Origin of the sequence: Flavobacterium silvaticum, from assembly GCF_012911565.1 — a bacterium.
Taxonomy (GTDB): Bacteria; Bacteroidota; Bacteroidia; order Flavobacteriales; family Flavobacteriaceae; genus Flavobacterium; species Flavobacterium silvaticum.
Genome location: NZ_JAAMPU010000107.1, coordinates 508,103 through 531,799 on the forward strand (window position 1 = coordinate 508,103; position 23,697 = coordinate 531,799).

The 23,697-nt window shown below is 44.9% G+C and carries 18 protein-coding genes and 1 rRNA gene; 8 read left to right on the forward strand and 11 right to left on the reverse strand.

Going from position 1 to position 23,697, the window contains the following annotated elements; all coding sequences use genetic code 11:
• The first annotated feature begins 105 nt into the window (after positions 1-105).
• Complete coding sequence (locus tag G6047_RS14075; protein ID WP_169528251.1) at positions 106-3,465, forward strand: T9SS type B sorting domain-containing protein; 3,360 nt, start codon at positions 106-108, stop codon at positions 3,463-3,465.
• Positions 3,466-3,527: 62 nt separating this feature from the next.
• Here the strand turns inward: G6047_RS14075 and G6047_RS14080 are convergent, their stop codons facing one another.
• The 5 genes from G6047_RS14080 to G6047_RS14100 all read right to left on the reverse strand — a co-directional run bounded on the left by G6047_RS14080 (position 3,528) and on the right by G6047_RS14100 (position 10,232).
• Entirely contained in the window at positions 3,528-4,901 is a 1,374-nt protein-coding gene (locus G6047_RS14080; RefSeq protein ID WP_169528252.1) for a nucleoside permease, read from the reverse strand.
• A 76-nt stretch (positions 4,902-4,977) separates the two neighbouring features.
• On the reverse strand, positions 4,978-5,661 hold the full coding sequence (cmk, locus tag G6047_RS14085) for a (d)CMP kinase (RefSeq protein WP_169528253.1): 684 nt from the start codon (positions 5,659-5,661) through the stop codon (positions 4,978-4,980).
• A gap of 3 nt (positions 5,662-5,664) precedes the next feature.
• On the reverse strand, positions 5,665-6,696 hold the full coding sequence (gene porQ / locus G6047_RS14090; RefSeq protein WP_169528254.1) for a type IX secretion system protein PorQ: 1,032 nt from the start codon (positions 6,694-6,696) through the stop codon (positions 5,665-5,667).
• Between the two features lie 127 nt (positions 6,697-6,823).
• Positions 6,824-9,274 carry an endopeptidase La gene (lon, locus tag G6047_RS14095; protein WP_169528255.1) on the reverse strand — a complete coding sequence of 817 codons (2,451 nt, stop codon included), beginning with the start codon at positions 9,272-9,274 and terminating at the stop codon, positions 6,824-6,826.
• 187 nt (positions 9,275-9,461) lie between these two features.
• Entirely contained in the window at positions 9,462-10,232 is a 771-nt protein-coding gene (locus tag G6047_RS14100; protein ID WP_169528256.1) for a hypothetical protein, read from the reverse strand.
• A gap of 123 nt (positions 10,233-10,355) precedes the next feature.
• Between G6047_RS14100 and G6047_RS14105 the strand changes: the two genes are divergently transcribed.
• Genes G6047_RS14105 through G6047_RS14120 form a run of 4 tightly spaced genes read left to right on the forward strand, consistent with a single transcriptional unit; the run spans position 10,356 to position 13,176 of the window.
• Complete coding sequence (locus G6047_RS14105; protein WP_169528257.1) at positions 10,356-10,910, forward strand: RNA polymerase sigma factor; 555 nt, start codon at positions 10,356-10,358, stop codon at positions 10,908-10,910.
• Positions 10,894-11,454 carry a FecR family protein gene (locus tag G6047_RS14110; RefSeq protein ID WP_169528258.1) on the forward strand — a complete coding sequence of 187 codons (561 nt, stop codon included), beginning with the start codon at positions 10,894-10,896 and terminating at the stop codon, positions 11,452-11,454. Before G6047_RS14105 ends, G6047_RS14110 begins: the two co-directional genes overlap by 17 nt.
• Entirely contained in the window at positions 11,451-12,497 is a 1,047-nt protein-coding gene (locus G6047_RS14115) for a hypothetical protein (protein WP_169528259.1), read from the forward strand. The genes G6047_RS14110 and G6047_RS14115 overlap by 4 nt, the downstream gene beginning before the upstream one ends.
• 10 nt (positions 12,498-12,507) lie before the next feature.
• Positions 12,508-13,176 carry a head GIN domain-containing protein gene (locus G6047_RS14120; protein WP_169528260.1) on the forward strand — a complete coding sequence of 223 codons (669 nt, stop codon included), beginning with the start codon at positions 12,508-12,510 and terminating at the stop codon, positions 13,174-13,176.
• Between the two features lie 31 nt (positions 13,177-13,207).
• Here the strand turns inward: G6047_RS14120 and G6047_RS14125 are convergent, their stop codons facing one another.
• The 4 genes from G6047_RS14125 to glgB all read right to left on the reverse strand — a co-directional run bounded on the left by G6047_RS14125 (position 13,208) and on the right by glgB (position 19,964).
• Positions 13,208-14,512 carry an MFS transporter gene (locus G6047_RS14125; RefSeq protein WP_169528261.1) on the reverse strand — a complete coding sequence of 435 codons (1,305 nt, stop codon included), beginning with the start codon at positions 14,510-14,512 and terminating at the stop codon, positions 13,208-13,210.
• Between the two features lie 135 nt (positions 14,513-14,647).
• Complete coding sequence (locus tag G6047_RS14130) at positions 14,648-15,460, reverse strand: M48 family metallopeptidase (RefSeq protein WP_169528262.1); 813 nt, start codon at positions 15,458-15,460, stop codon at positions 14,648-14,650.
• 86 nt (positions 15,461-15,546) lie between these two features.
• Positions 15,547-17,943, reverse strand: a complete 2,397-nt coding sequence (locus G6047_RS14135) for a glycoside hydrolase family 31 protein (protein WP_169528263.1) — start codon at positions 17,941-17,943, stop codon at positions 15,547-15,549.
• A 113-nt stretch (positions 17,944-18,056) separates the two neighbouring features.
• Positions 18,057-19,964: a 1,4-alpha-glucan branching protein GlgB gene (gene glgB, locus G6047_RS14140; RefSeq protein WP_169528264.1), complete on the reverse strand. Its 1,908-nt coding sequence runs from the start codon at positions 19,962-19,964 to the stop codon at positions 18,057-18,059.
• 222 nt (positions 19,965-20,186) lie between these two features.
• Between glgB and G6047_RS14145 the strand changes: the two genes are divergently transcribed.
• Genes G6047_RS14145 through msrB (G6047_RS14155) form a run of 3 tightly spaced genes read left to right on the forward strand, consistent with a single transcriptional unit; the run spans position 20,187 to position 21,952 of the window.
• A complete protein-coding gene (locus G6047_RS14145; RefSeq protein WP_169528265.1) occupies positions 20,187-21,062 on the forward strand; it encodes an alpha/beta fold hydrolase in 876 nt (291 codons plus the stop codon).
• Positions 21,059-21,544, forward strand: coding sequence for a peptide-methionine (R)-S-oxide reductase MsrB (msrB, locus tag G6047_RS14150; RefSeq protein ID WP_169528266.1), 486 nt, complete (start codon positions 21,059-21,061; stop codon positions 21,542-21,544). Before G6047_RS14145 ends, msrB (G6047_RS14150) begins: the two co-directional genes overlap by 4 nt.
• A gap of 18 nt (positions 21,545-21,562) precedes the next feature.
• A complete protein-coding gene (gene msrB / locus G6047_RS14155; RefSeq protein ID WP_169528267.1) occupies positions 21,563-21,952 on the forward strand; it encodes a peptide-methionine (R)-S-oxide reductase MsrB in 390 nt (129 codons plus the stop codon).
• A 34-nt stretch (positions 21,953-21,986) separates the two neighbouring features.
• Here msrB (G6047_RS14155) and G6047_RS14160 read toward each other — a convergent pair whose 3' ends face one another.
• Positions 21,987-23,033, reverse strand: coding sequence for a T9SS type A sorting domain-containing protein (locus G6047_RS14160; protein WP_169528268.1), 1,047 nt, complete (start codon positions 23,031-23,033; stop codon positions 21,987-21,989).
• 547 nt (positions 23,034-23,580) lie between these two features.
• Positions 23,581-23,689 (reverse strand): 5S ribosomal RNA (gene rrf / locus G6047_RS14165).
• Between the last annotated feature and the right edge of the window lie 8 nt (positions 23,690-23,697).

Sequence of the window (23,697 nt, forward strand, 5' to 3'; positions counted from 1 at the left end):
CATACCTTTCACTTAGGGTTTCACGCAATGAAACGGTTATATTATTAAAGCGTCACATCTGGATTTTTACTACCTTGACGCTCCCAAAACAACAGCAAATCAACCGTGGATAGAATTCCTCCGGTATACCGTTACTTTTATACTGACCTATTGACTTTCCAACGGGTAAGTCTGCTATTGGTTTTAGTGCTGTTTTCTTTTTCGGGCTTTTGCGCAAATACACTTCCGCCTCAACTCATAGTTACGCATACAGACGAAACCTGTTCCGGAGCCGGAAGCATCACCTGCAATCTTCAAAATCCGGACGGCACCAACATACAGTTTAAAATATACCTGCTGCCAGATACCGTCAATCCAATATCTGTACTCAACCCGACAAACAATACCGTAAACGTCGCAACCGGAACCTATCAGGTAATCGCTTCAGAAGTCGTGGGAGGCACAACCGTAACCTATCCGGCCCAAACCGTAACCGTCGGAAATACAGCCGCCCCACTTACATTTGATGTCACGCATACCGATGCGCACTGCGGAGATGGGACCATAACCATAACGGTCACCGGAGGAACGGGGCCATTCCAGTATGAAATCCTTGAAGGAGCCGAAACATTTCCGCTGCAAACCGCAAACACCTTTACCAATTTATCCGGAGGTATCTATAAAGTACGTGTTACCGACGGCTGTGGCGCACAACTCGCCCAAACTCATATCCTTCCGGTGCATCCCGTTGACTTACTTATCGGTTCTGTTTATTTTCCAGATGCCGAACTTCCATCATGTACAACCATTAAAGCGTCCAATAATATTACCCCTCTTCATCCCGGTGACGACATGTTATATCCGCTCCAGCTAACCTATACAGTACATCCGCCGGGGGGAGTGGGACCAGACACCGTAATCACGACTACCATTGCAGCTGGTCCCGCCGATGGTGTCATAGCACAGACCATAATTCCGTTCTGGTATGACCAGACGTACACCTACGACTTGGTTATTGTTGATCCATGCGGCGAGGTCTGGACCAAAAACAACATTTCTATTAACCAGGACATGATGGTTATTTTTGAGACGACGCCAGCCGATTGCGACGGTTATTTTTTTGGAATACGCCCTAAAAACTTCGTCAGTCCTTACACCATTACATTTACTGAAATGCCGGCCGAATTTGACCCCGTCGATTACAACTCAGGCCATCCGGGACCTTTCTACGGCGAAGTACAATCGTACGGAAACAGCACGACACCAGTTCCTTATGGTAATTACAATGTCTCCCTCACCGATGCCTGTGGACACACTGCAACCGTAACTCGCGAACTTGTAGACGTTCCGATAGAAGCTTTTGACCAACTCTCACCTCATCCCGGATGCCAGAGCAACATAAGCGACCTCGAAATTGTATGGCCCGGCCAGGTCATTGTTAGTGTCACATTAACCATCGCGCCCTCAACCTATCCGAATGTCGGCAACCTGCCGGAAGATTTATCATCCGGCATAGTAAATCCGGGACACTTTTTTATGATAAACCTCACCGCTGGCTTATATCACTTTGATCTTGTGAACGAATGTGGCGTCACTTTTCCGTTAGATGTTACGGTAGACGACCTAGCGGCCACTCTTCAAATGATTCCGAGCACACGTGCCGATTGCGAATTGGGCAAAGGCGGTCTTCGCATCCGCGGAACCCAATCGAGCATTGTCTCAATCACCATGACAGCCGCACCGACTGCTTTTGGCCAAACGATGCCTTTAGATGTAAGCAGTTACCTCACTATGGGTGGTGTTTTTTCTATGGGAGCTATGCCTCCCGGGTTATACAGTTTCATAATCCTTGACAGTTGCGGTGTCACACATATTATCACAGATACACAAGTGGTTCCTTATATCGTAGACCAGAACACTGTAACCGTAACAAAACATTGTAATTCATTTGAGGTTTTTCTGGATCATACCTCCCAGAATACGGTATCGGAAACATTCTGGCTTCAATCTTCCCTTGACGGCGGCATTACCTGGGGACATCCGGCAACGGGAACTCCATACCCTGAAGGGACGGTCCCAAATCTGGGTAACTCGGTTGAACTCGACAATCACGATGACAATATCAACCTCGATTTTCTGGGAACATTCCGTGTGGTAACTAGTTTCGTGGCATATGATGACGGTAATATCTCCCCCACTGCCTTCAAATTCTGCACAGAAGTCCTCGATACTTTTGACCATGATGGCCATGTTGAAATACTTGACGTAGTAAAACTGACCTGCGATGGCGCACTTTCGAGTGTAAAAGTTATTGCAGATGGAGTTGCGCCGTTCACATACAGCATTATCGAAAAAAACGGAGCTCCTTTTTATTTCGATAACGGAAACAATGATACATTCACTAACCTTGAACCTGCCATCTATACATTCTCGGCCCAACAAGCCTGTGGTGATACCGATCCGTATGTGGTAGATATTGCCAGCCTGCCTTCTTTGGTCGAAGCCTATCCACCACAACCCTATTTATACAGTTGTGAAAACCCTGCAGATGATGAAACCGGAACTTTCGATTTATCATCCCAGGACAGCTTTATTTTAGGTACGCAAGATGCTTCGTTGTTCAACATAACGTATCATCTTTCACAAGCCGATGCGGATTCCGGTGACAATCCTTTACCAACTTCCTATACCGGACAAAGCGGAACTCTTTACGGCCGTATCGCTTTTACAGGCGGAAGCTGTTATAAGACGGTTTCGTTTGATTTAATGGTGCATCCGATTCCTGAACTTGGCTTTTTGACACAAATCGGATTATGTCCGGGTGAAGGTAAAACACTGACAGCAACTCCTGGATACGACAGTTATTTGTGGTCAAACGGCGACACCGGCAACAGTATTTATGTAGATGAACCTGGAACGTATTCTTTGACCATTACCAAAAACAATCCACTGCCTTCAACCGTTCCGTTTTGTACGGCAACTTATGATATTGTCGTCGATCCGCAGCCGATTCCATCGATAAGCGAAATCCGTATCAGCGACTGGACCGACCATGACAATTCGATTACCATCATCCTGGATAATCCGCAAAATGTCGGATTTGAATTTTCCATAGATGGAAATACATGGCAATCCTCAAATGTTTTCGAAGGCCTGTATCCGGGAGCTTATACGGTACAGGTGCGGGATACATCTGGTTGCGGCGAAGATTTCCGGACCGTCAATTTACTTATGTATCCTAAATTCTTCACCCCGAACGGCGACGGATACAACGATTACTGGAAAGTGAAATTCTCGAATCTCGAACCGGGTCTGCAGACGTTTATTTTTGACCGGTATGGAAAATTCCTCAAACAATTGGGTTACGATTCAGAAGGCTGGGACGGAACTTACGTTGGCCATCAATTGCCTTCAACCGACTATTGGTTTTTAGTAAAACGAGCTGACGGAAGGGAATTTCGCGGGCATTTTACGATGAAGAGGTAGTTAATAACAGATAACTGTTAAAACAATATGCCTCAAAATTTGAGGAATAGTTCCGGCATGAATCAATGCTTAACAGATGCCACTTCCACCGCATTGTGCTTGTGTTTGAAAAGAACAGCAAATGCAATCGCGATCACTAAAGCATAAGCAGCAAACGCAAGCCAGATATGAGGCCAATCCTTCATGAATACAGGAGTGCTGAACGTTCCGTCTGCATCAATGGCAATCTTTTGGTTTTGGACAAATGCGGCCATAAGCGAATTGGAAGGTTCGGTTTGAAGATGAGCCGCGAGTTGAGTCGTATTGGTATAAGCAATCGTAAAATAATGCTCGATGACCCAACCGGCAATCACGCTTCCCAGCACGGCTCCTACTCCATTGGTCATCATCATAAAAAGCCCTTGTGCAGATGAACGCGTCTTTGCATCTGTATTCCCATCGACAAAAAGCGACCCTGAGATATTGAAGAAATCGAACGCCATCCCATAAACGACACACGAAAGGATGATCATCCACAATCCGCCGACCGGATCTCCGAATGCAAAAAGCCCAAAACGCAAAACCCAGGCAAGCATACTAATGAGCATGACCTGTTTGATCCCGAAGCGTTTCAGGAAGAAAGGAATCGCCAAAATAAAAAGTGTTTCCGAAATCTGTGAAATAGACATGATGATGGTCGACCTTTCCACTACGAACGAATCGGCGTACTTTGGAAAATCCTTGAATTCACTCAGGAACAAATCTCCATACGCATTCGTAAGCTGCAAGGCGCCGCCAAGGAACATCGCGAAAATAAAGAAGAGCGCCATTTTGTAATCGGCGAATAATTTAAAGGCAGACAGCCCGAATGTGTCCTTTGCCGAAGCACCATCCGTTTTTCCCTGTGGCGGGCATTTTGGCAATGTGAATGCATAAAGGGCCAACACTATGGCCAATACGCCAGCAATGTAGAATTGATTCGCATTGGCTTTGCTATCAGTCAGGTTCGTAATCCACATAGCGACTATGAAACCTATCGTTCCCCAAACCCGGATTGGCGGAAAATCTTTGACCACATCACTGTTACTTTGTTTCAGCACCGTATATGAAACCGAATTGCTCAACGAAATTGTCGGCATATAGCAACACATGGCCAGGAACATGACATAAATAAATGTGGTCGGATCATCTACAGTCGGCAGGTAAAATAACACCAACGCATATAAAATGTGCATGATGCCGTAAAGCCGTTCCGCATTGATCCATCTGTCAGCGATGATCCCGGTTATCGTCGGCATAAAAATCGACGCAAACCCCATGGTCCCGAAAACCAGCCCGAATTGTGTGTTGTCCCAATGTTTGGTTCCGAACCAATAATTTGCAATCGTAAGCAACCACGCTCCCCAAACAAAGAATTGAAGGAAGCTCATTAGGGTAAGGCGGAATTTTAAGGACATTCTGAAATTGAGTTAACAGTTAACGGTTAACAGATAACAGTTAACCAACAGGCAGTAAATCTAAAGAAAAAATAACTCAGAATTTATACACCAATTCCAAAACCGCATCGAGTTGTTCTTCGCGGCTCATGTGGGAGTTATCGATTTCTATGGCGTCTTGGGCTTTGCGAAGTGGAGAATCGGCGCGGTGTGTATCGATATAATCACGTTCTTCTACATTCTGCAGCACTTCATCATACGTAATCGACTGGCCTTTTGCAGTCAGCTCATCGAACCTGCGTTGGGCTCGTGTATGGGAACTTGCAGTCATGAAAATCTTGAGTTCGGCGTCCGGAAATACGACAGTTCCAATATCGCGTCCGTCCATTACGATACCCTTATCTTTGCCCATTTGCTTTTGCTGCTCGACCAATTTGCTGCGGACTTCGGAAACTTCTGCGATATGGCTGACGAAATTCGAAACTTCAAGCGTCCGGATTTCGGCTTCGACATTCACATCGTTGAGAAACATCTCGCCAAAACCCAATTCCGGATTGAATACAAAATGAAGTTTGATTTTCGGCAGATGTGCAACAAGTGATTCCCTGTCAAAATGAGCTGCATCGATCAAATGATGCTGCATCGCATAAAGCGTCACCGCCCGATACATGGCGCCTGTATCGGCATAAACGTATCCGAGTTGCCTGGCGAGCTGCTTGGCTAATGTACTCTTTCCTGTAGAGGAAAATCCGTCTATGGCAATTGTAATCTTCTTGTCCAAAATCTAGTAGTCTTCGTCCCCGAAATTGATCGTTAGCCCAAACAGGCTCGTATTGGCCGCTAAGGTATAACGCGAATATGAATAATCGAACTTGAGCCGGTTCAATTTCAATCCGATTCCTGCAGAAATTCCGGAAAAATTGCGTTGTTCCAATACCTTGAGTTCTTCTCCGCGACGGAAATTATAGCCAAGCCGGATGTTGATGCTTTTTTGAGGGAACAATTCCATCCCGACAATCACGTGGCGCAGGGCATTGTTGAAAAACGATACTTTTTCCGGTGTCGATCCGCCATCAAGCGTTCCTTCTGCACGTGCCGGATTTGAAAAAGCCACCTGCCATTGCTGCAGGTTTTCAAGTGTCAGGTGCCACCGGATAGGCACATTTTCCATTTCCTGGGAAACACCGGCGAGTATCTCAAGCGGCAAATTCTCCTGTGTTCCAGCGTACGTAGTGAATTGCATCCCGACATTGCGGATGGAAAGCGCCCAATTGATGTCATTATCTTCATCAATGTAAATGGCTCCGATATCCAAAGCACCGCCAAATGACGTGTAGCTTTCCAGTTTCGACGTGATCAGTTTTCCGGTTGCGCCAACATAAATATCGGTGTTCGGGACATTATAGGAATATCCGACAGCGAGTGAGACTTCGTTTCCGGTAAAATCAGAAGTGGCGACACCGTTTTCATCATAACCTTCAAACGTTCCGTAATTGACGTAGTTGACGCCGGCCCAGATGGTCTGCACATGTCGGTCGTAAACATAGGCATAGGAAGCCGTTCCGTATTTTACTTCGCCAAAATAACTTCCGTAATTGAGTGAAAAGCGATTGTCCATATCTGGATTGATGGTCGCCGGATTGTAGTGTGCGGTATTCGGATCTTTATCGAAAATGGTAATGATTTTACCACCAAGCGCCGCCTGTCGTGGAGATGTGACCAGATTCATAAACTGATAGACGCCCTTGCCGCCAATTTGCCCGTAAGAAAGCAATCCGGTAAGGAGCAGTAATACTAACAGTTTTGGTCGAAGCATGGGCAGTCGTGGTCGAGACTATATAACGGCGAGGCGAAGATATTATTTTCAAACCAAACCGCCCGAAGAATATATAAAGCAAACAGACTTTTTCATATGTGTTGAAAAAGTCTGTTTGCGTTTTTATTTAAAGGACTTTGGCATTCTTTACTTTTTGATCCGTAATGGCAAGGTCGATTACCTGGCTCATTTCGGTTACGTAATGAAAGGTAAGTCCCTGAAGGTAGTCTGCCTTGATTTCGTCAATATCGCGTTGGTTTTCGGCACAAAGGATGATTTCCTTGATCCCGGCGCGTTTGGCAGCGAGAATCTTTTCCTTGATCCCGCCGACAGGCAGCACTTTTCCGCGAAGTGTGATTTCTCCTGTCATTGCCAGGTTCTTGCGCACACGTTTCTGTTTAAGCAGGGAAACTAATGAAGTAAGCATCGCAATTCCGGCAGATGGCCCGTCTTTTGGAGTCGCCCCTTCCGGAATATGGATATGGATGCTATGCTTCGGAATTATCTCAGGATCGATGCCAAGCAACTCCGGATTTGCCTTGATATACTCCATGGCAATGGTCGCCGATTCCTTCATGACCGTACCTAAATTTCCGGTTAAGGTCATGTTTCCTTTCCCTTTGGAAATCAATGATTCGATAAACAGTATATCGCCGCCAACGGATGTCCAGGCCAATCCTGTTACAACGCCGGCGACATCGTTGCTTTCATATTTATCGCGTTCCATTCTTGGTGCGCCCAGAATTTCGACGACATCTTTTTCAGTAAGCTTTTTATTGTATTCTTCTTCCATAGCCACCGATTTTGCAGCGTGGCGGACAACCTGGGCAATCTTTGCTTCCAATCCGCGGACACCGGATTCACGCGTATAACCTTCGACGATTTTTTCAAAGATTTTTTTACTCAGCGTCAGATCTTTCGGGCCGAGTCCGTGTTCTTTTAACTGCTTCGGATACAAATGTTGTTTGGCGATTTCGACTTTTTCCTCTATGGTGTAACCGCTCATGCGTATGATTTCCATCCGATCACGCAATGCAGGTTGGATAGCCGACAAATTATTTGATGTAGCAATGAAAAGCACTTTCGACAAATCATAACCCATTTCGAGGAAATTGTCATAGAAAGCCCCATTCTGTTCCGGATCGAGCACTTCGAGCAAAGCCGATGACGGATCGCCCTGATTGCTGTTTGACAACTTATCGATTTCATCAAGTACAAATACCGGATTCGAAGTCCCTGCTTTTTTCATACTTTGCAGAATACGTCCCGGCATGGCACCAATATACGTTTTACGGTGTCCACGGATTTCCGCTTCGTCCCGTAACCCGCCGAGCGATATACGTACATACTCACGTCCCAAAGCTTCCGCAACAGATTTCCCGATAGACGTCTTCCCGACTCCCGGAGGCCCGGTCAAACAGATAATAGGAGATTTCATATCATTACGCAGTTTCAAAACCGCCAGATATTCTATGATGCGTTTCTTGACATCTTCAAGCCCAAAATGATCGCGGTCTAAAACGGCCTGTGAACGTTTGAGGTCGAAATTATCTACGGAATACTGGTTCCAGGGCAATTCAAGAAACAATTCGAGGTAGTTGCGCTGGATGCCAAAATCTGGAGATTGGGGATTGGTGCGTTGGAGTTTAAGCAATTCCTTTTCAAAGTGCTTTCCGGTTTTGTCGTCCCACGATTTTGACTTGGCTTTCAATCGCATGTCGTCGATTTCCTGTTCATAAGAAACACCACCAAGCTCTTCCTGTATGGTTTTCATTTGCTGGTGCAGAAAATACTCACGCTGTTGCTGATCCAAATCAAAACGAACCTTGGATTGGATGTCGTTTTTGAGTTCCAGCTTTTGCAATTCGAGGTTCATGTAACGCAGCGTCTCCAAAGCACGGTCTTTCAACGATCCGTTGATAAGAAGATTCTGCTTTTCATCCACAGAAAGATTCATATTGGACGAGACGAAATTGATAAGAAACGATTGGCTTTCGATATTTTTGATGGCAAAAGTTGCTTCAGACGGAATATTCGGGCTTTCCTTGATGATCTGGATCGCGAGTTCCTTTATAGACTCAACGATGGCAGAAAATTCAGTATCTTCTTTTGACGGACGCACTTCGGTGACTTCTTTGACAGACGCTTTCATGTAAGGCAACTCCTGTGTGACCGCATCGATTTCAAAACGTTTTTTGCCCTGAAGTACTACGGTTATGTTTCCGTCTGGCATTTTAAGGACGCGCAGAATCTGGGCTACAGTCCCGATCGTGTGGATGTCATTTTGGGACGGATCTTCATCCGCTTCATTCTTTTGGGCGACGACTCCGATGATTTTGTTTCCGGCATTCGCGTCGTTTATCAATTTAATCGATTTATCGCGCCCCGCAGTAATTGGGATGACAACACCCGGAAAAAGGACCATGTTACGCAATGGCAAAATGGGCAATGAAGACGGAATCACCTCCCGATTCATTTCTTCTTCATCTTCCGGTGTCAATAGTGGAATGAGTTCGGCATCGGAATCGAATTCCTGAAGTGACAGGCTGTCCAGTGTAAGGATCTTATTTTGTGACATAGTATATTGTTCGTGTCAAACTGACATTATTGGCAGAAAAAGGATAACAAAGGTACTTTAAGAAATGGTCATGTAGCGTTTAATTTCACATGAACATGCATTTTTTAGAGCGGTCGCCAGTTTGCCAAGTTTTATGCCAATAAAAAACCCGACACTTGGCCGGGTTATATTGTCAGTCTGAAAAATCTTAATTCAGCGTATATTCTACAAGGTCGGAAGTTGAAACCGTACCCAAACCTTCCGTCTCGAATTTAATCGGCCCAACATCTTTTGAAAAATAATAATACGATGTTGAAGTTCCGGCGGGCACGCCCATCATAACGGCATTGTTCACCACTTTGGTTTTGATTACATTGGAATAACTCTCTCCGTCAACTGTCACAGTTGCACCTTTTTCAACAATAGTACCGGTAATATTGTTCGTAATAGAAATTACAGGAAGAGATGAATTTGTATAAGTAGTGGTTTGAGTATATGATTGTGTCCAGGTTTGACCCACAGCAATATTGTCTTTGAGGATTATCACCTCTGACCCAGTGGTTGTCGATCCCGGAATTTCTCCTTCGGCAGCAATAACCACATCATCGTACTTATAATAGTAATTTCCTCCGGCTTTGCGCATACGGACAGTAGTTGTTCCTGTCATTCCGCTGCCACTTGTTCCCGTTTGCGGGTTGAATGTGTAATACGTGTAACCGTCAATGCTGTTGATGGAAACAATTTTCATGTCATATTCACCAGTTCCGTTATCAAAAGTCCAGGAATTATTCAGTGCAGCCGGCCAGTAATCTCCTTCAGATGGTGTATCGTCGCCCGGATTTGTCGGATTTGTGGGATCTGTCGGGTTTTGCGGAGTCTCAGTCAATACTGCCGGATCAAGCGGCTCAACTTCACACGAAGTAAACTGGAAAGCCCCAAGCAAAAGAATTAGGACAGAAACGGCGTGGATTCTTTTCATGATAAAAATTTTTCCCAAATATAACCAAATGAACGAAAGTTAAGAAATTGCGAAAATATTTTTCACCGAACTGTAACAGACAAAATAAAGTGGTGTCATTTGCTTAACATCCAGGAAAAATTGATGACCGATTCGCTTATCGAACTTTTATCCCGCTGCCGCCATCAGGACAGCCGGGCACAGACCGAAATATATCGGCTCTACTCCCGCGCTATGTACAATGTGGCTGTGCGGATTGTAAAGGATGCGCATTATGCCGAGGATGTCATGCAGGAATCTTTCCTTAAAGCTTTTTCCAAATTGAACGATTATCGTCAGGAAGTGGCTTTCGGGGCTTGGTTAAAACGGATCGTCATCAATCACAGCATCGATTTCTGCAAACGGAACAAGAAATTCCCGACACAGGATTTTGAAACGACGCTTATTCCCGTCCGCGATGATGCCGATGCATCCGATGCAGAAGATTTCAGCAAGATAAAAGCGGTAAAAGTGACACAGGCCATGCAGTCGATAAGGCCAGCTTATCAATTGATTTTGAACCTGTATTTTATTGAAGGTTATGACCATGAGGAAATTTCAGAAATCCTCGGAATAAATTATTCGAATTGCCGTACAACGTTAAGCCGGGCACGTGAAAGCCTGAGAAAAAAACTGAAAGAAGATGAAAGAGAATCCTGATTTAAAAGAACTTTTCGAAAGGCTGAATGGCCAATTCGATGAAGCCGAACCTGCTTTTGGCCATGAAGAACGTTTTATTAACCGACTGAAAACCAGTCGCAAACAGAAGCGAAAATGGCTTACATACGCTGCGGCTGCTTGCCTTTTCATTGCTTTGGGCGGATTTATTTTCAAACAAAGCCAACAGGAACAAAAGCCACAGAGCTATCTGACTGCAGATTCGCGACAAGCCGATTCCGTATTCAACGCCAACATCGATTTCGGGAAAGAGTTGCTGCTTGAAAAAAAATCAGTCAACAATAAAAAACAGGTCGACGATGCGCTCAAACAGCTCGAGTCTATGGAAAAAGATTACCAAAAGCTCAAAGAAGAACTCCGTGTCAATGGAGAAAGCCAGCAATTGATGCATGCCTTGTTGCTGAATTTAAAAACCCAGATCCAATTCCTGGAACAGACCACACAACAAATTGAACAAAACTCCAACCATCAACCCCGGCGCAGTCAACATGTTCCTGGTGTTGCAGAAAAAATCCAATCCATATGAAACTACTTTTTAAAATACTCTTTATTGGCGTTTTAGTGCCGCAACTGTTAAATGCCAATGGCGATCCCGGCCGGTACTCCAAGCAAAAACAAATCGCCAAAGCATTCGTTGTCAATCCGGACGCAGTGACCCAGATAGAGACCAAGTACGGCAACATCTATGTAACCACCTGGAATGAGGACAAAATACAACTCGATATTTCGATAAAGGTCAGCGGGGACGATGAAAAATGGGTGACCGAAAAACTGAATTCGATAGATGTTGACATCAAAGCCTTGAAGAATCTTGTCTCTGCCGAAACCAAGTTTGGGACTACACGGGTAATCAAAGGAACTTCTTGGTTTGAAATCAACTATACGCTTCATGTGCCAACCCAGGGCGGATTAAAACTACAGCAGAAATTCGGAAATATTATCTTACCCGACCTATCGGCGACTACCAAAATCGAACTGGAATTCGGAAATTTCGAATCCGGAAATCTTACCGGGCCTACAGATCTGAGTTTGAAATATTCAGACAAAGCTTTCATCAAATCGGTCCGTACGTGTAACCTTGAGGCAAAATATTCCAAACTTACCGTAGAGAGTTACGATGCGCTCAAAATCGATTCGGGCTATTCGGACATCGTTGCCATAAACGGCACCAACGTCAAATTCAACGGGAATTACGGTTCTATTTCGTGTGAAAATGTTGAAGCTTTGGCCGTAGATGGAAATTATTTGAAGATAAATGTCGGGGCAATGACTGGATCCTGCCGAATTGCATCAGATTATTCCAAAATCAAAATCAGTGCATTAAAGAACGATTGGGGCGCCTTGGCTATCGATGGAAATTACTCGAATTCGGATATCGGATTCACCCCGAACCGCGGTTTCATATTGCAGGCCGAAGGAAATTACTCCAGGTTCAACCTGGACGATATCCCTAATATACCCGCTAAAAAGACAGGAAACCACGTGAGTTATAACGGTTCCTACAAAGACGGAAACGCTGCCATTCGGGTAAACGGAAATTACGGATCGGTCAAATTCCACAAACTGTAAAATAAAAATCATGAAAAAACTTCTAATGGCCATTCTCCTGATTGGCGCAGGTAAGGCTATCGGCCAGCAAAAAACAATCACGACCGCCGAATATAAAGACATTGAAGTGTCAGGTGGATTTAAAGTAAAACTCGTTCCCGGAACTGAAGGGACAATTACGTTATCCGGCCCGCAAAAAGCACTTGATGCCACAACTGTCGAATGCCATGACGGCACACTTGAAATATCAAGTAAGGGAATGTCAAAATCTTCCTCTGTTACCGTAACAATTCCCGTTAATGAAATTTGCGGCCTCGGCCTTAGCGGATCAGGAGAAATCACTTCGAACTACGTACTGAAATCTGACTCTTTCCAGTTGCGTTTATCAGGATCCGGAAAAATAGCGGTTCAAATAGACAGTAAAAAAGCTTCGGCCTTAACGAGTGGATCCGGAAATATTTTCATCGGTGGAAACAGTACTCAGTTTGAATGTGGTATTTCGGGTTCAGGCGAAATCATTGCCGATGACCTTAAAACCCAGAACGTAACTGCCCAAATCTCGGGTTCCGGAAATTGCCGCGTGTATTGCGACGGAGCGTTGAAAGCCCAAATCGCCGGTTCAGGAAACGTGAAGTATAAAGGAAATGCCGATGCTGTCGAACAGGATATTGTCGGCTCCGGAAATGTGATCAAAGCCTGACAGTTGCACCAAATTCAATCAAAGCGCCTCTCTATTCGGGGCGCTTTTGTTTTGGTATCCGAAGCAACAATAAAATTCCGGTAATGAAGAATACCATGAGGAATACGATGGCGAACCTCGGACTTCCGGTAATCTGGTCGATCAATCCGTAAATAAGCATCCCGATTACAATCCCGATTTTTTCGGCTACATCGTAAAAACTGAAATACGAAGCCGTGTTTTCTGAATTACCCAATAATTTGGAATACGTAGACCTGGAAAGCGACTGGATTCCGCCCATGACCAAGCCTACGATCGAAGCCATGATATAAAACTCCATGGGCTTCGTAATGAAAAAAGCGAGTCCGCAGAAAACCGCCCAAACCGTATTGATAAAAATAAGCACTGTGATATTCCCGAATTTAGCCGATGCCCGCGAAGTCAGGAAAGCCCCAAGTACAGCCACGAGTTGGATCAATAAAATACAGATGATAAGGCCTATGGTACTTTGTTCTTCGGATTCCCATCGGATTTCCTGGGCACCAAAGTAAGTAGCGACCAGCATTACCGTTTGTACGGCCATACTGTAGACGAAAAAGGAAACCAGGTAACGCTTGAGGGGAATATTGTGTCCCATGTCTGCCCAGACTAATTTTAACTGGCGGAATCCGTTGAAGACGACATGGCTTGTGAGTTTTTCGCTGCGGCCGTTTCCTTTCGGCAGATAATAATAGGTGTACTGACTGAACAAAATCCACCACACGCCCACTGAAATAAACGAATACCGCATGGCTTCCATTGCAGTCATACCCAACATATCTGGCATCATGACCATAACGAGGTTGATGATCAGCAATACGACACTTCCGATGTAACCGAGCGAATATCCCTTGGCACTTATGGCATCCTGCTGCTCTTCAAAAGCAATGTCGGGCAAATAGGAATTGTAGAAGACGAGGCTTCCCCAAAACCCAATCAGTCCAAGGAAATAGCACAACAATCCCGGATATACATTTTCAATATTGAACCAATACAAACCTATGCAGGACAAAGCCCCGAGGTAATTGAAAAAACGCATGAACGCTTTTTTGTTGCCTACATAATCTGCGATTCCCGAAAGCAGCGGAGACGAAAAAGCCACGACAAGAAATGCTGCGGCCGTTACGAAACTTATTAAAGCTGAATTTTTATAGGAATGTCCAAACACCTCTATATAAGGGTTTTCTTTTGGGAATAGGGCATTGTAGAAAATCGGAAAAATGGCCGAAGCAATCGTCAGTGAATACACCGAATTCGCCCAATCGTAAAAAGCCCAGGCGTTGAGCAGTTTTTTATCGCCTTTTCGAAGTTGAGACATCGTTGTTGGTTGATGAGATGCCGCAAGTTAGGAAATTACTTGTTTCTTGATTTGAAGATGTGTTGATTTTATCCGGCTTCGCCCCATACAGTTCGTCTCTGCGTGGAGTGACGATATGTTTATGCGGAATCCGGATTAATATTTCACTCCCAATTTCGCAGCTTCTGCTTTTGCCGCAGGTATCAGATTTTTGATATTATTGATACGGGTTGCATCAGATGGGTGCGTACTGAGCAATTCCGGGGTTGATCCGCCACCGGAAGAAGCACTCATACGTTGCCAGAAAGCCAACGCATTATCCGGGTTATAACCTGCAATTGCCATTAGCGTCAGGCCAATCTGATCGGCTTCGCTTTCCTGGCTGCGGCTGAACGGGAGCATCACGCCCACATTTGATCCGATTCCATAATATTGTTGCCACATTTGCTGCTTTTCCTGTGACTGGCTATTGGTTGCCAGTGCTACTCCCACCGCGCCGAGTTGTTGTATTTGGGCTGCACTCATACGTTGTGCACCGTGATTGGCCAGTGCGTGTGCGACTTCGTGCCCCATTACCGTTGCCAGACCTGCTTCGCTTTGGGTTATCGGGAGGATTCCGGTGTAAACAACGATTTTACCTCCAGGCATACACCAGGCGTTTACGGCTTTGTCCTGGACTAGGTTATATTCCCATCTGTAATCTTTTAAATATTGCCCTTGCCCGACAGAATTGAGGTATTTTTCGGCAGCGGCTTTGATTTTCATCCCGACGTTTTCGACCATTTTGGCTTCGGCGGTTCCTTTAATAACTTTATTTTCTTTTAGGAACTGATCGTATTGTTGGAAAGCAGATGGAAACAACTGGTCGTTGCTCACAAAGTTCAGGCTGCTTTTTCCGGTGAACGGATTGGTGGAGCTACAGGCGGAAAGCATCAATATTCCGGCTACAAAAGAGATTTTCGTTTTCATTTTGGTAGGTATTTTCTTCCTCAAAAATACGCTGAAACAAAAAAGGCCGGTTATACCGACCTTAATTTTTTTTTCAGGGTTGCCAGTTACTCACCGGTAATGTGTACTTCGGAAAAATCTTTTTCGATGATGAATGAATTCCCGTTCCACTGCAAAGCGGCCGGATCGCGTCTTTCATTATCTACATATACACTTTTGATTTTGAACGGAAGTCCGTGCAAATTGATTTTAAACGTCTTGTATGTGGTGTCGAATTTTCCTTCTTTGTGTTTTTGAAGTACCATTTGGTTTTCCTTTCCGATGAACTGGAACGATAACAGGCTGAACCGGCCTTTATTGTAATCATAACCGTCCTGCGCATCTTCATACAGGAACGATTGCTCCTTGCCTGCTTTGTAGTATACATCTAGGGAAACTTCGGTAATTTCCTTTTCCCCGACATATTGTTGAACCGGATATTTTGGAATGATGGCGCCCTCTTTTACGAATAATGGAATCTGGTCATAATCTGTAGCGACCCAAACTTCGCGTTTGCCCGAAACCACTTCGTCAGTCCAGTAATTGTACCAGTTCCCGGCAGGCAGATAGATGCGACGGCCTTGTGAATTTGCTTCAAGTATCGGGCAAACCAGGAATTGTTCCCCAAAGATGAATTCATCGGTGCGATAATGCGTCTGCGGATCTTCCTGATCGTAATACACCAAAGGTTTGAGCATCGGCACGGCCTCATTGATGTATTTCCAGAACATAGTGTATAAATAGGGAAGCAACTGATAGCGCAACGATACGAATTTGCGTGTAATATGTACCACTTCATCATCAAACGACCAAGGTTCCTGATCGCCGTGGTCACCCGATGAATGCACGCGGCAGAACGGATGGAATACACCCAGTTGAATCCATCTGGCAAATAATTCGCCTGAAGGTTGTTCTGCAAAACCGCCAATATCGGAACCGGTAAAGCCCATTCCGGAAATAGACATGCGCTGCATCTGGATATTCGCGATCCACAAATGTTCCCATGTGGCCACGTTGTCGCCTGTCCAGGAAGAACAATACCGCTGTGCGCCGGAATAGGCAGACCTGGTAATGATGAACGGACGCTTCGGATACGCAAACCGCTTGACGCCTTCATACGTCGCACGTGCCATTTGTGTTCCGTAGATATTATGAGCTTTGCGGTGTGAACATGGATTTCCGTCGTAATCGTGGCGTACATCCATTGGGAATGTCTTGCCCGGAACTTCCATTACGGCAGGTTCGTTCATATCGTTCCACACGCCTTTGACACCTATTTCAGAAACGAGTTCCTTAAATAATCCGGCCCACCATTCCCGAACGGCAGGATTGGTATAATCTGGGAAATTACATTCGCCCGGCCAGACTTTTCCTTTCATGTATGGACCGTCGGCACGTTTGCAGAAATAATCGTTGGCGACAGCTTCATTGTAGATACTGTATTCTTTGTCGATCTTGATTCCGGGATCGATGATGACGATGGTCTTGAATCCGTCTGCCGAAAGTTCCGAAACCATGCGCTTCGGATCCGGGAAATAGTCTTTGTTCCAGGTGAAGCAGCGGAATCCGTCCATATAATCGATGTCAAGATAAATCGCATCGCACGGAATCTGCAATTCACGGAACTTTGAAGTTACTTCTTTGACCTTGGCTTCCGGATAATAACTCCATTTACACTGATGGAAACCCAGCGTCCACAATGGTGGTAATTCCGGTTTTCCGGTCAAATCTGTATAAGCGGTTACGACTTCTGCCATACTCGGGCCGTAGAAGAAATAGTAGTTCATTTCGCCACCTTCGGCCCAATAGCTTGTTACATTTCGTCTTTCCTGACCAAAATCAAAGAACGTCCGGAACGTATTGTCGAAGAAAATCCCATAAGCCGTTTTGTTATGCAGGCCGACGTAAAACGGAACGACTTTATACAACGGCTCCTGGTCTTTGTGGAAAGCATATTGGTCGGTAGCCCAGTTTTCGACACGTTTACCTTTGAGGTTGAAATGTGTGGGTTTGTCACCGAGGCCGTAATACGATTCACCTTCACGTGAAACCTTGCTCATCTTGACGATGTTACCGCCAAAAGCATAGCTTTCTTCCCAATGGAAACCGATTTCTTCATCGAGGATTATGTTTCCGTCGATATCGTAAATAGTCACATGGACATCTGATTTGCGTACTTTACAACGCAATTTGCTGGTTCTGATGGTATAGAATTCCGCGTCTTCGATCAGCTCCAGTTCATTGTATCCGTGGGATTGGTTCGGATCGATGGCATACGAGAAGTCCCTGCTGAAGTATCCCTTCGTTGTGTAACGGAAACGGATGAGGCTGTCGCGGATTACGGTCAGTTTCAGGATCACATCATTATCCGTATAAAGAAAAACGGAATCGGTCTCCTTGATGACCTTTATTATTTTGGAAGGATATATGTCTCCTTTGTATTCAAGCTCGGTATTGGTAATCATAATGCAGTATGGTTGGCTTCAAACTTAGAAAAAATAAGCCAAGTGAGGTGTTGAAAACACACAGTTTCTACGCAAACGTTGTCGCTGAAAAGTATTGTATTTTGAGATGTACCCTATCCGATTTTAAACACCGAAACACCTAGTGGGGACAAACAAACAACTGCCGAATATTCCCTTCCGTTCCAGGGTTTTGTCTCTGCTTTTACAGCCTTTGGATTCGAGACGCCGCTGCCGCCGAAATCCGGATGGTCGCTGTTGAAAATTTCGGTAAGCTTCGACTTTGATGGCAAACCGATGCGATACTCCTCACGGACGACAGGCGTAAAATTGCAAATGACCAATAGGTCATCTTTCGGATTATTGCCTTTCCTGATGAAACTGATCACGCAATTCTGGTTATCTGAATAATCGATCCATTCAAAACCGTCTTGGGAAAACTGTTTTTCAAACAGCGCCGGCTGGGATGTATACAACTTATTCAGTGCCGTTACCGTCTTTTTGATTCCGTTGTGGAAATCGTATTGAAGCAAATGCCAGTCGAGGCTACCATCGAATTTCCATTCCTCGCTCTGTCCGAATTCGTCACCCATAAACAGCAGTTTGCTTCCGGGATGCGTGAACATATAACTGTAAAGCAACCTCAGATTCGCGAACCGCTGCCATTCATCGCCGGGCATCCTTCCGAATATCGATCGCTTGCCATACACCACTTCATCATGTGAAAGCGGCAGCATGAAATTTTCCGTAAAAGCATAAGTCATCGAGAAGGTAATGTCGTTCTGATGATAACTTCTGTAGATTGGTTCTTTTTTGAAATATTCAAGCGTGTCGTGCATCCAGCCCATCATCCATTTCATTCCGAAGCCAAGGCCGCCAACATACGTCGGTCGGGAAACCATCGGGAAAGACGTGCTTTCTTCGGCTATGGTCTGCACACCGTCAAAATTAGCATAGACGGCTTCGTTGAAATCTTTGAGAAACGAAATTGAATCGAGGTTTTCGCGTCCGCCAAAGATATTAGGTTCCCATTCGCCATCGTTCCTTGAATAATCGAGATATAACATAGACGCCACAGCATCGACACGCAATCCGTCCACATGATAGTGCTGCAGCCAGAACATGGCATTCGAAATCAGAAACGACCGGACTTCATTGCGGCCGTAATTGAAAACCAGTGATTTCCAATCCGGGTGATAGCCTTTCCGGATATCCGGATGTTCATATAAATGTGATCCATCGAAGAAACCAAGGCCGTGTGCATCACTCGGAAAATGTGATGGAACCCAATCGAGTATCACGCCTATGCCGGCTTCGTGGAATTTATCGACGAGGAACATGAAATCCTGTGGCTTGCCAAAACGCGAAGTCGGTGCAAAATAGCCAACCAATTGATAGCCCCACGACGGATCGTACGGATATTCCATGACCGGCATGAATTCGACGTGGGTGAAGCCGGTTTCCCTGACATAAGCGACGAGTTCCTCGGCCATTTCTATATAGGTCAGGAATCTATTTTCTTCAACTTTTCGCTTCCACGATCCCAAATGGACTTCGTAAACGGAATACGGCCTGTCGAGCGCATTTTTATCGGCACGCGTCTTCATGTAACCGCTGTCTTTCCATTTGTATTTCAAATCCCAGACGACAGAAGCCGTGTTTGGCGGCAATTCGCAATAACGGGCAAAAGGGTCGGCCTTTTCAGTGACCAGACCGTTTACATTCGATTGGATTTTATATTTGTATTTGGCTCCGTTTTCGATCCCCGGAATAAATCCTTCCCAAATTCCGGAGCCGTCCCAACGTACATTCAGCAAGTGTTCTCCCTGAACCCAATAATTGAAATCCCCTACTACGGAAACAGATTTGGCGGCCGGAGCCCAAACAGAAAAATAGCCCCCTTTGACTCCATCGACCTCTAGTAAATGAGAACCGAATTTTTCATAAAGCTGGAAGTGTTTTCCGGATCGGAATAAATCAATGTCAAAACTGGTAAAGAGGGAATGTGGTAGTACGTTATTCATGATGGCGGCGTGAACCGTTATTTATTTATGGTAAGTTCAGATTTATACCTTATGTAAGGTACAACGAAAGTTCCGACATTGTAATTAAATGAATGCCTGATTCATCAAATAATTAGTTTATCGAAATCATACGGCTGTAATTGTGATTTTTAAGTAATATTTATGATTCTGAAATTTAATAAAAATTGACCTATACAATAACTTGCAGGGAAAATTAGTGATATGTCAGGAAAATCGGGAAAGTCATCAGGTTCATTACAGATTCCTAAGGCGATACAACATACTGCTACTTTTTTGGGTGCGATTTCCCCAAAATTACAAACCCGGTTTGCGGCAAGGCTTTTCACTTCTCCTATTCGACACAAACGCCCTTCAAGGGAATTGCCAATGTTGGGTTCAAGCCGCAGACAGATTTTGTCGGTTCCATCTATCGGGAAAGAAATTGTCTGTTACGAATATGGCCTTTCCCTACAAAAAGTGTTGCTCGTGCACGGATGGTCGGGTCGTGGGACGCAACTCGTAAAAATTGCGGACGCTTTGATTGTCTCCGGATATTCCATCGTAAGTTTCGATGCGCCGGCACACGGAAATTCCAAAGGCTCTACCACAATCATGACGGAATTCATAGAAAGCATTCTTGAAATTGAAAAAACATATGGCCCTTTTGAAGCTGCCGTAGGTCATTCGCTTGGAGGCATGTCTTTGCTTAATGCAGTTGCTTCAGGGTTTAAGACCAAAGCGCTTGTTACCATCGGAAGTGGGAATAAAATCAGTGACATCCTCATTGATTTTGTCAATCGCCTGGGACAAAAAGAAGATTTGGTCCCACGCCTACGCGATCATTTTGAAGCGAAGTTTCTGGGAAAAACCATGGAATCCTATTCCGCGTATATAGCTGCGAAGGAAATCGAAATCCCTGTATTGGTCATCCATGACAAAAAAGACATGGAAGTTCCGGTATCATCGGCAGAAGGAATTACAGCTCATCTCCAAAATGCCACTTTGATGCTGACACAAGACCTCGGGCATCGAAAAATCCTCGGTAATCCGGATGTCATCCAGACTTTGGTTGACTTCATTAAAACAAAGACACAATGAAAAAGATTGCTTCCTTATTGATTATTATCCTAACCATCACTTCCTGCAATTCCCAGGATAAAAAGCAGGTTTCTCAAAAATCTGACGGTAAAAAAATTGTAAAATCCGAGGCTGAATGGAAAAAGGAACTGACTCCCGACCAATATGACGTGCTGCGGATGAAAGGAACCGAACGCCCATTCACTGGCGAGTACACCGATAATTTTGAAAAAGGTACTTACGTTTGCGCAGCTTGCGGAAATGTACTTTTCAACTCCAATGCAAAATTCAAATCGGAATGCGGCTGGCCGTCTTTTGACCAGGCCATAAAAGGTTCAGTGGAATATACTACAGATAATTCGCTCGGAATGTCACGTACCGAAGTTACCTGTGCAAAATGCGGCGGACATTTGGGTCATGTTTTTGATGACGGGCCAATCGCCACAACCGGAAAGCGTTTTTGTACCAATTCCGTTTCAATTAAATTCATACCTGCAAAATAAACATTCAACACACAGAATATGAGCTATAAAGTAGAAAAATCAGAAGACCAGTGGCGGGAGGAATTAGGCCTTGAACGCTATCGGATTTTACGCCAGAAAGGAACCGAATTTCCGCATTCTGGCAAATACAACCTGACTTTTGACAAAGGCACTTATGTATGCGGCGCCTGCGGTGAACCTTTATTCGAAAGCGATTCCAAATTCAATTCAAGCTGCGGGTGGCCATCTTTTGACGATGCGATTCCCGGAAAGATAGAATATGTCAAAGACACAACCCACGGCATGGTGCGCACCGAAATACTCTGCGCCAACTGCGGAAGTCATTTGGGGCATGTTTTTGATGACGGACCTACCGAAACCGGACAGCGCTATTGCGTCAATTCTGCCTCGGTGGACTTCAAGGAATAAAAAAGCCCGGATGTTGATTCCGGGCTTTTCGTTTCTATTTTTTTATGAACTTCATTGTTTCCTTAGATCCGTCGGTCAATTCTATTTCTAAAAAGTAAATCCCTGACCTGAATTGCTCGACATCCAAAATTTCAGATGATGATTCCCCTGTCAACTGACCTAAATTATTCACCGCTCTCAGTCGTTTAACTCCAGATGATGTGTTCACCCGAATTTGAGATGATGTCGGATTCGGATATATCGTAGCTTTTGTTAATTGCTGTTCCTCTGTTCCCAATACATAAGGCTCTCCAAAAACATTTATGGCAAACACAGCCAATGACTGATAATTCCCTGATCCGGTATAGGAAAAACCAATACCTGTAATTTCTTTAGCCTGGTTCGCAGCAAGAATTACAATTTTCTTTTCAAAAAGTTTACACGCTCCGGACTGTGAAAATTCGTTCAATTGTGCCCATTGCGTAGAGCCTCTTCCAACCCGGCTCAAACCTCCAAGAGCTACATTAGTTGTTCCTCCAACCCAGTCATAAGCAATCTGGTTATTCTGCACCTGGCTTGTACCGTCGCCAAAGTAAATAGTTACGCCAACATTGTTTGCCTGAGTTTCAGTGGCAACCCAAAGAATATAAACTTCATTTGCTTTAAAGGTCGACTGAAAGTTAAGTGCACCAGTATTGCTTGTCAAAGGCCTTAACAACAGCACATTATTGGAATCGTATGGAGCGAGTTCGTATGTCAATCCACTGGTTACTGCACTGTTTACCAATCCGGAAACTGGCAAGCCTCCTCCATAAGCGGCTGCAGATGCCACTGATCCATATGGTGTATTTGGGACGAAATCTGCCGAAAAATATTCATTTGAAAAATCAATTGTCGTCGTAGTTTTTGTATTGGCCTCTCCTCCTGTTCCATCAGCTATCACGTCATGGTTAAAACCAGAAAGTGGTACCGAATAATAGGCATTAACCTGTGTTGAAAACGGCTGTTGTTGCTGTAAAAGATTCGCTGCATTTAACCCAAATCCCGTAAATAATTGCAGCGTTATGGTGATTCCGCTAAAAATAAAGTAGTGTTTTCTCATATTGTCTGTAGTTTATTGATTTTAGAATCATAAATATAACTAAAAACAAACGTGTTATATTCAGCAAAATACTTTTTATTTATGGCGTGCCGTCGGCCACGGCCTTCACACAAAAACCACCTGCTGCGCGGCCGCCATCGCGCTGCCCGCTGTATCCCTTGCCGTTCCACCGGGTTTTGCCGGTTTGGCGTGGCTTCCGGTGGTCGCCCCGCCAAACCGGCAAAACCAGGGCACCATGGCTGCGGGGATGCCGCTTACATCGCTCACGCGTACCTCATAAAGAACCTCCCTTTCTTTAAGTAAGCCGCCCGATGTGGCCATTCCGATTCCCAAGCACATTTTGGTAACACCCAGATCATCCCTTCCAACGGGGTGGGTTCTTTACGTTTCACCAAAATCAGCCAATCATGGGGGCTGTGTCTTATCCCGTCCGCAGGCGCCTCCGTAAACACGTCCAAAACAACTCCTTCGTGCCTTCGTGTCGGCACCGGGCGCAAGCGAACCACCACAAAACAAAAAACCCCGTCCGAAGGACAGGGTTTCCAAAAAAAGGCAGCGACATACTCTCCCACAAATTGCAGTACCATCTGCGCAGGCGGGCTTAACTTCTCTGTTCGGGATGGGAAGAGGTGAGCCCCGCCGCAATAACCACCTTAAGTCGTTA

What these genes read in the sequence shown, in the direction of transcription:
- G6047_RS14080 (WP_169528252.1), bottom strand. Translation starts at nt 4,901, where the DNA reads ATGTCCTTAAAATTCCGCCTTACCCTAATGAGCTTCCTTCAATTCTTT.
- glgB (WP_169528264.1), bottom strand. Translation starts at nt 19,964, where the DNA reads ATGAATAACGTACTACCACATTCCCTCTTTACCAGTTTTGACATTGAT.
- G6047_RS14105 (WP_169528257.1), top strand. Translation starts at nt 10,356, where the DNA reads ATGACCGATTCGCTTATCGAACTTTTATCCCGCTGCCGCCATCAGGAC.
- lon (WP_169528255.1), bottom strand. Translation starts at nt 9,274, where the DNA reads ATGTCACAAAATAAGATCCTTACACTGGACAGCCTGTCACTTCAGGAA.
- G6047_RS14125 (WP_169528261.1), bottom strand. Translation starts at nt 14,512, where the DNA reads ATGTCTCAACTTCGAAAAGGCGATAAAAAACTGCTCAACGCCTGGGCT.
- G6047_RS14130 (WP_169528262.1), bottom strand. Translation starts at nt 15,460, where the DNA reads ATGAAAACGAAAATCTCTTTTGTAGCCGGAATATTGATGCTTTCCGCC.
- G6047_RS14115 (WP_169528259.1), top strand. Translation starts at nt 11,451, where the DNA reads ATGAAACTACTTTTTAAAATACTCTTTATTGGCGTTTTAGTGCCGCAA.
- msrB (WP_169528266.1), top strand. Translation starts at nt 21,059, where the DNA reads ATGAAAAAGATTGCTTCCTTATTGATTATTATCCTAACCATCACTTCC.
- G6047_RS14145 (WP_169528265.1), top strand. Translation starts at nt 20,187, where the DNA reads ATGTCAGGAAAATCGGGAAAGTCATCAGGTTCATTACAGATTCCTAAG.
- G6047_RS14135 (WP_169528263.1), bottom strand. Translation starts at nt 17,943, where the DNA reads ATGATTACCAATACCGAGCTTGAATACAAAGGAGACATATATCCTTCC.
- G6047_RS14110 (WP_169528258.1), top strand. Translation starts at nt 10,894, where the DNA reads ATGAAAGAGAATCCTGATTTAAAAGAACTTTTCGAAAGGCTGAATGGC.
- G6047_RS14160 (WP_169528268.1), bottom strand. Translation starts at nt 23,033, where the DNA reads ATGAGAAAACACTACTTTATTTTTAGCGGAATCACCATAACGCTGCAA.
- porQ (WP_169528254.1), bottom strand. Translation starts at nt 6,696, where the DNA reads ATGCTTCGACCAAAACTGTTAGTATTACTGCTCCTTACCGGATTGCTT.
- msrB (WP_169528267.1), top strand. Translation starts at nt 21,563, where the DNA reads ATGAGCTATAAAGTAGAAAAATCAGAAGACCAGTGGCGGGAGGAATTA.
- G6047_RS14100 (WP_169528256.1), bottom strand. Translation starts at nt 10,232, where the DNA reads ATGAAAAGAATCCACGCCGTTTCTGTCCTAATTCTTTTGCTTGGGGCT.
- G6047_RS14120 (WP_169528260.1), top strand. Translation starts at nt 12,508, where the DNA reads ATGAAAAAACTTCTAATGGCCATTCTCCTGATTGGCGCAGGTAAGGCT.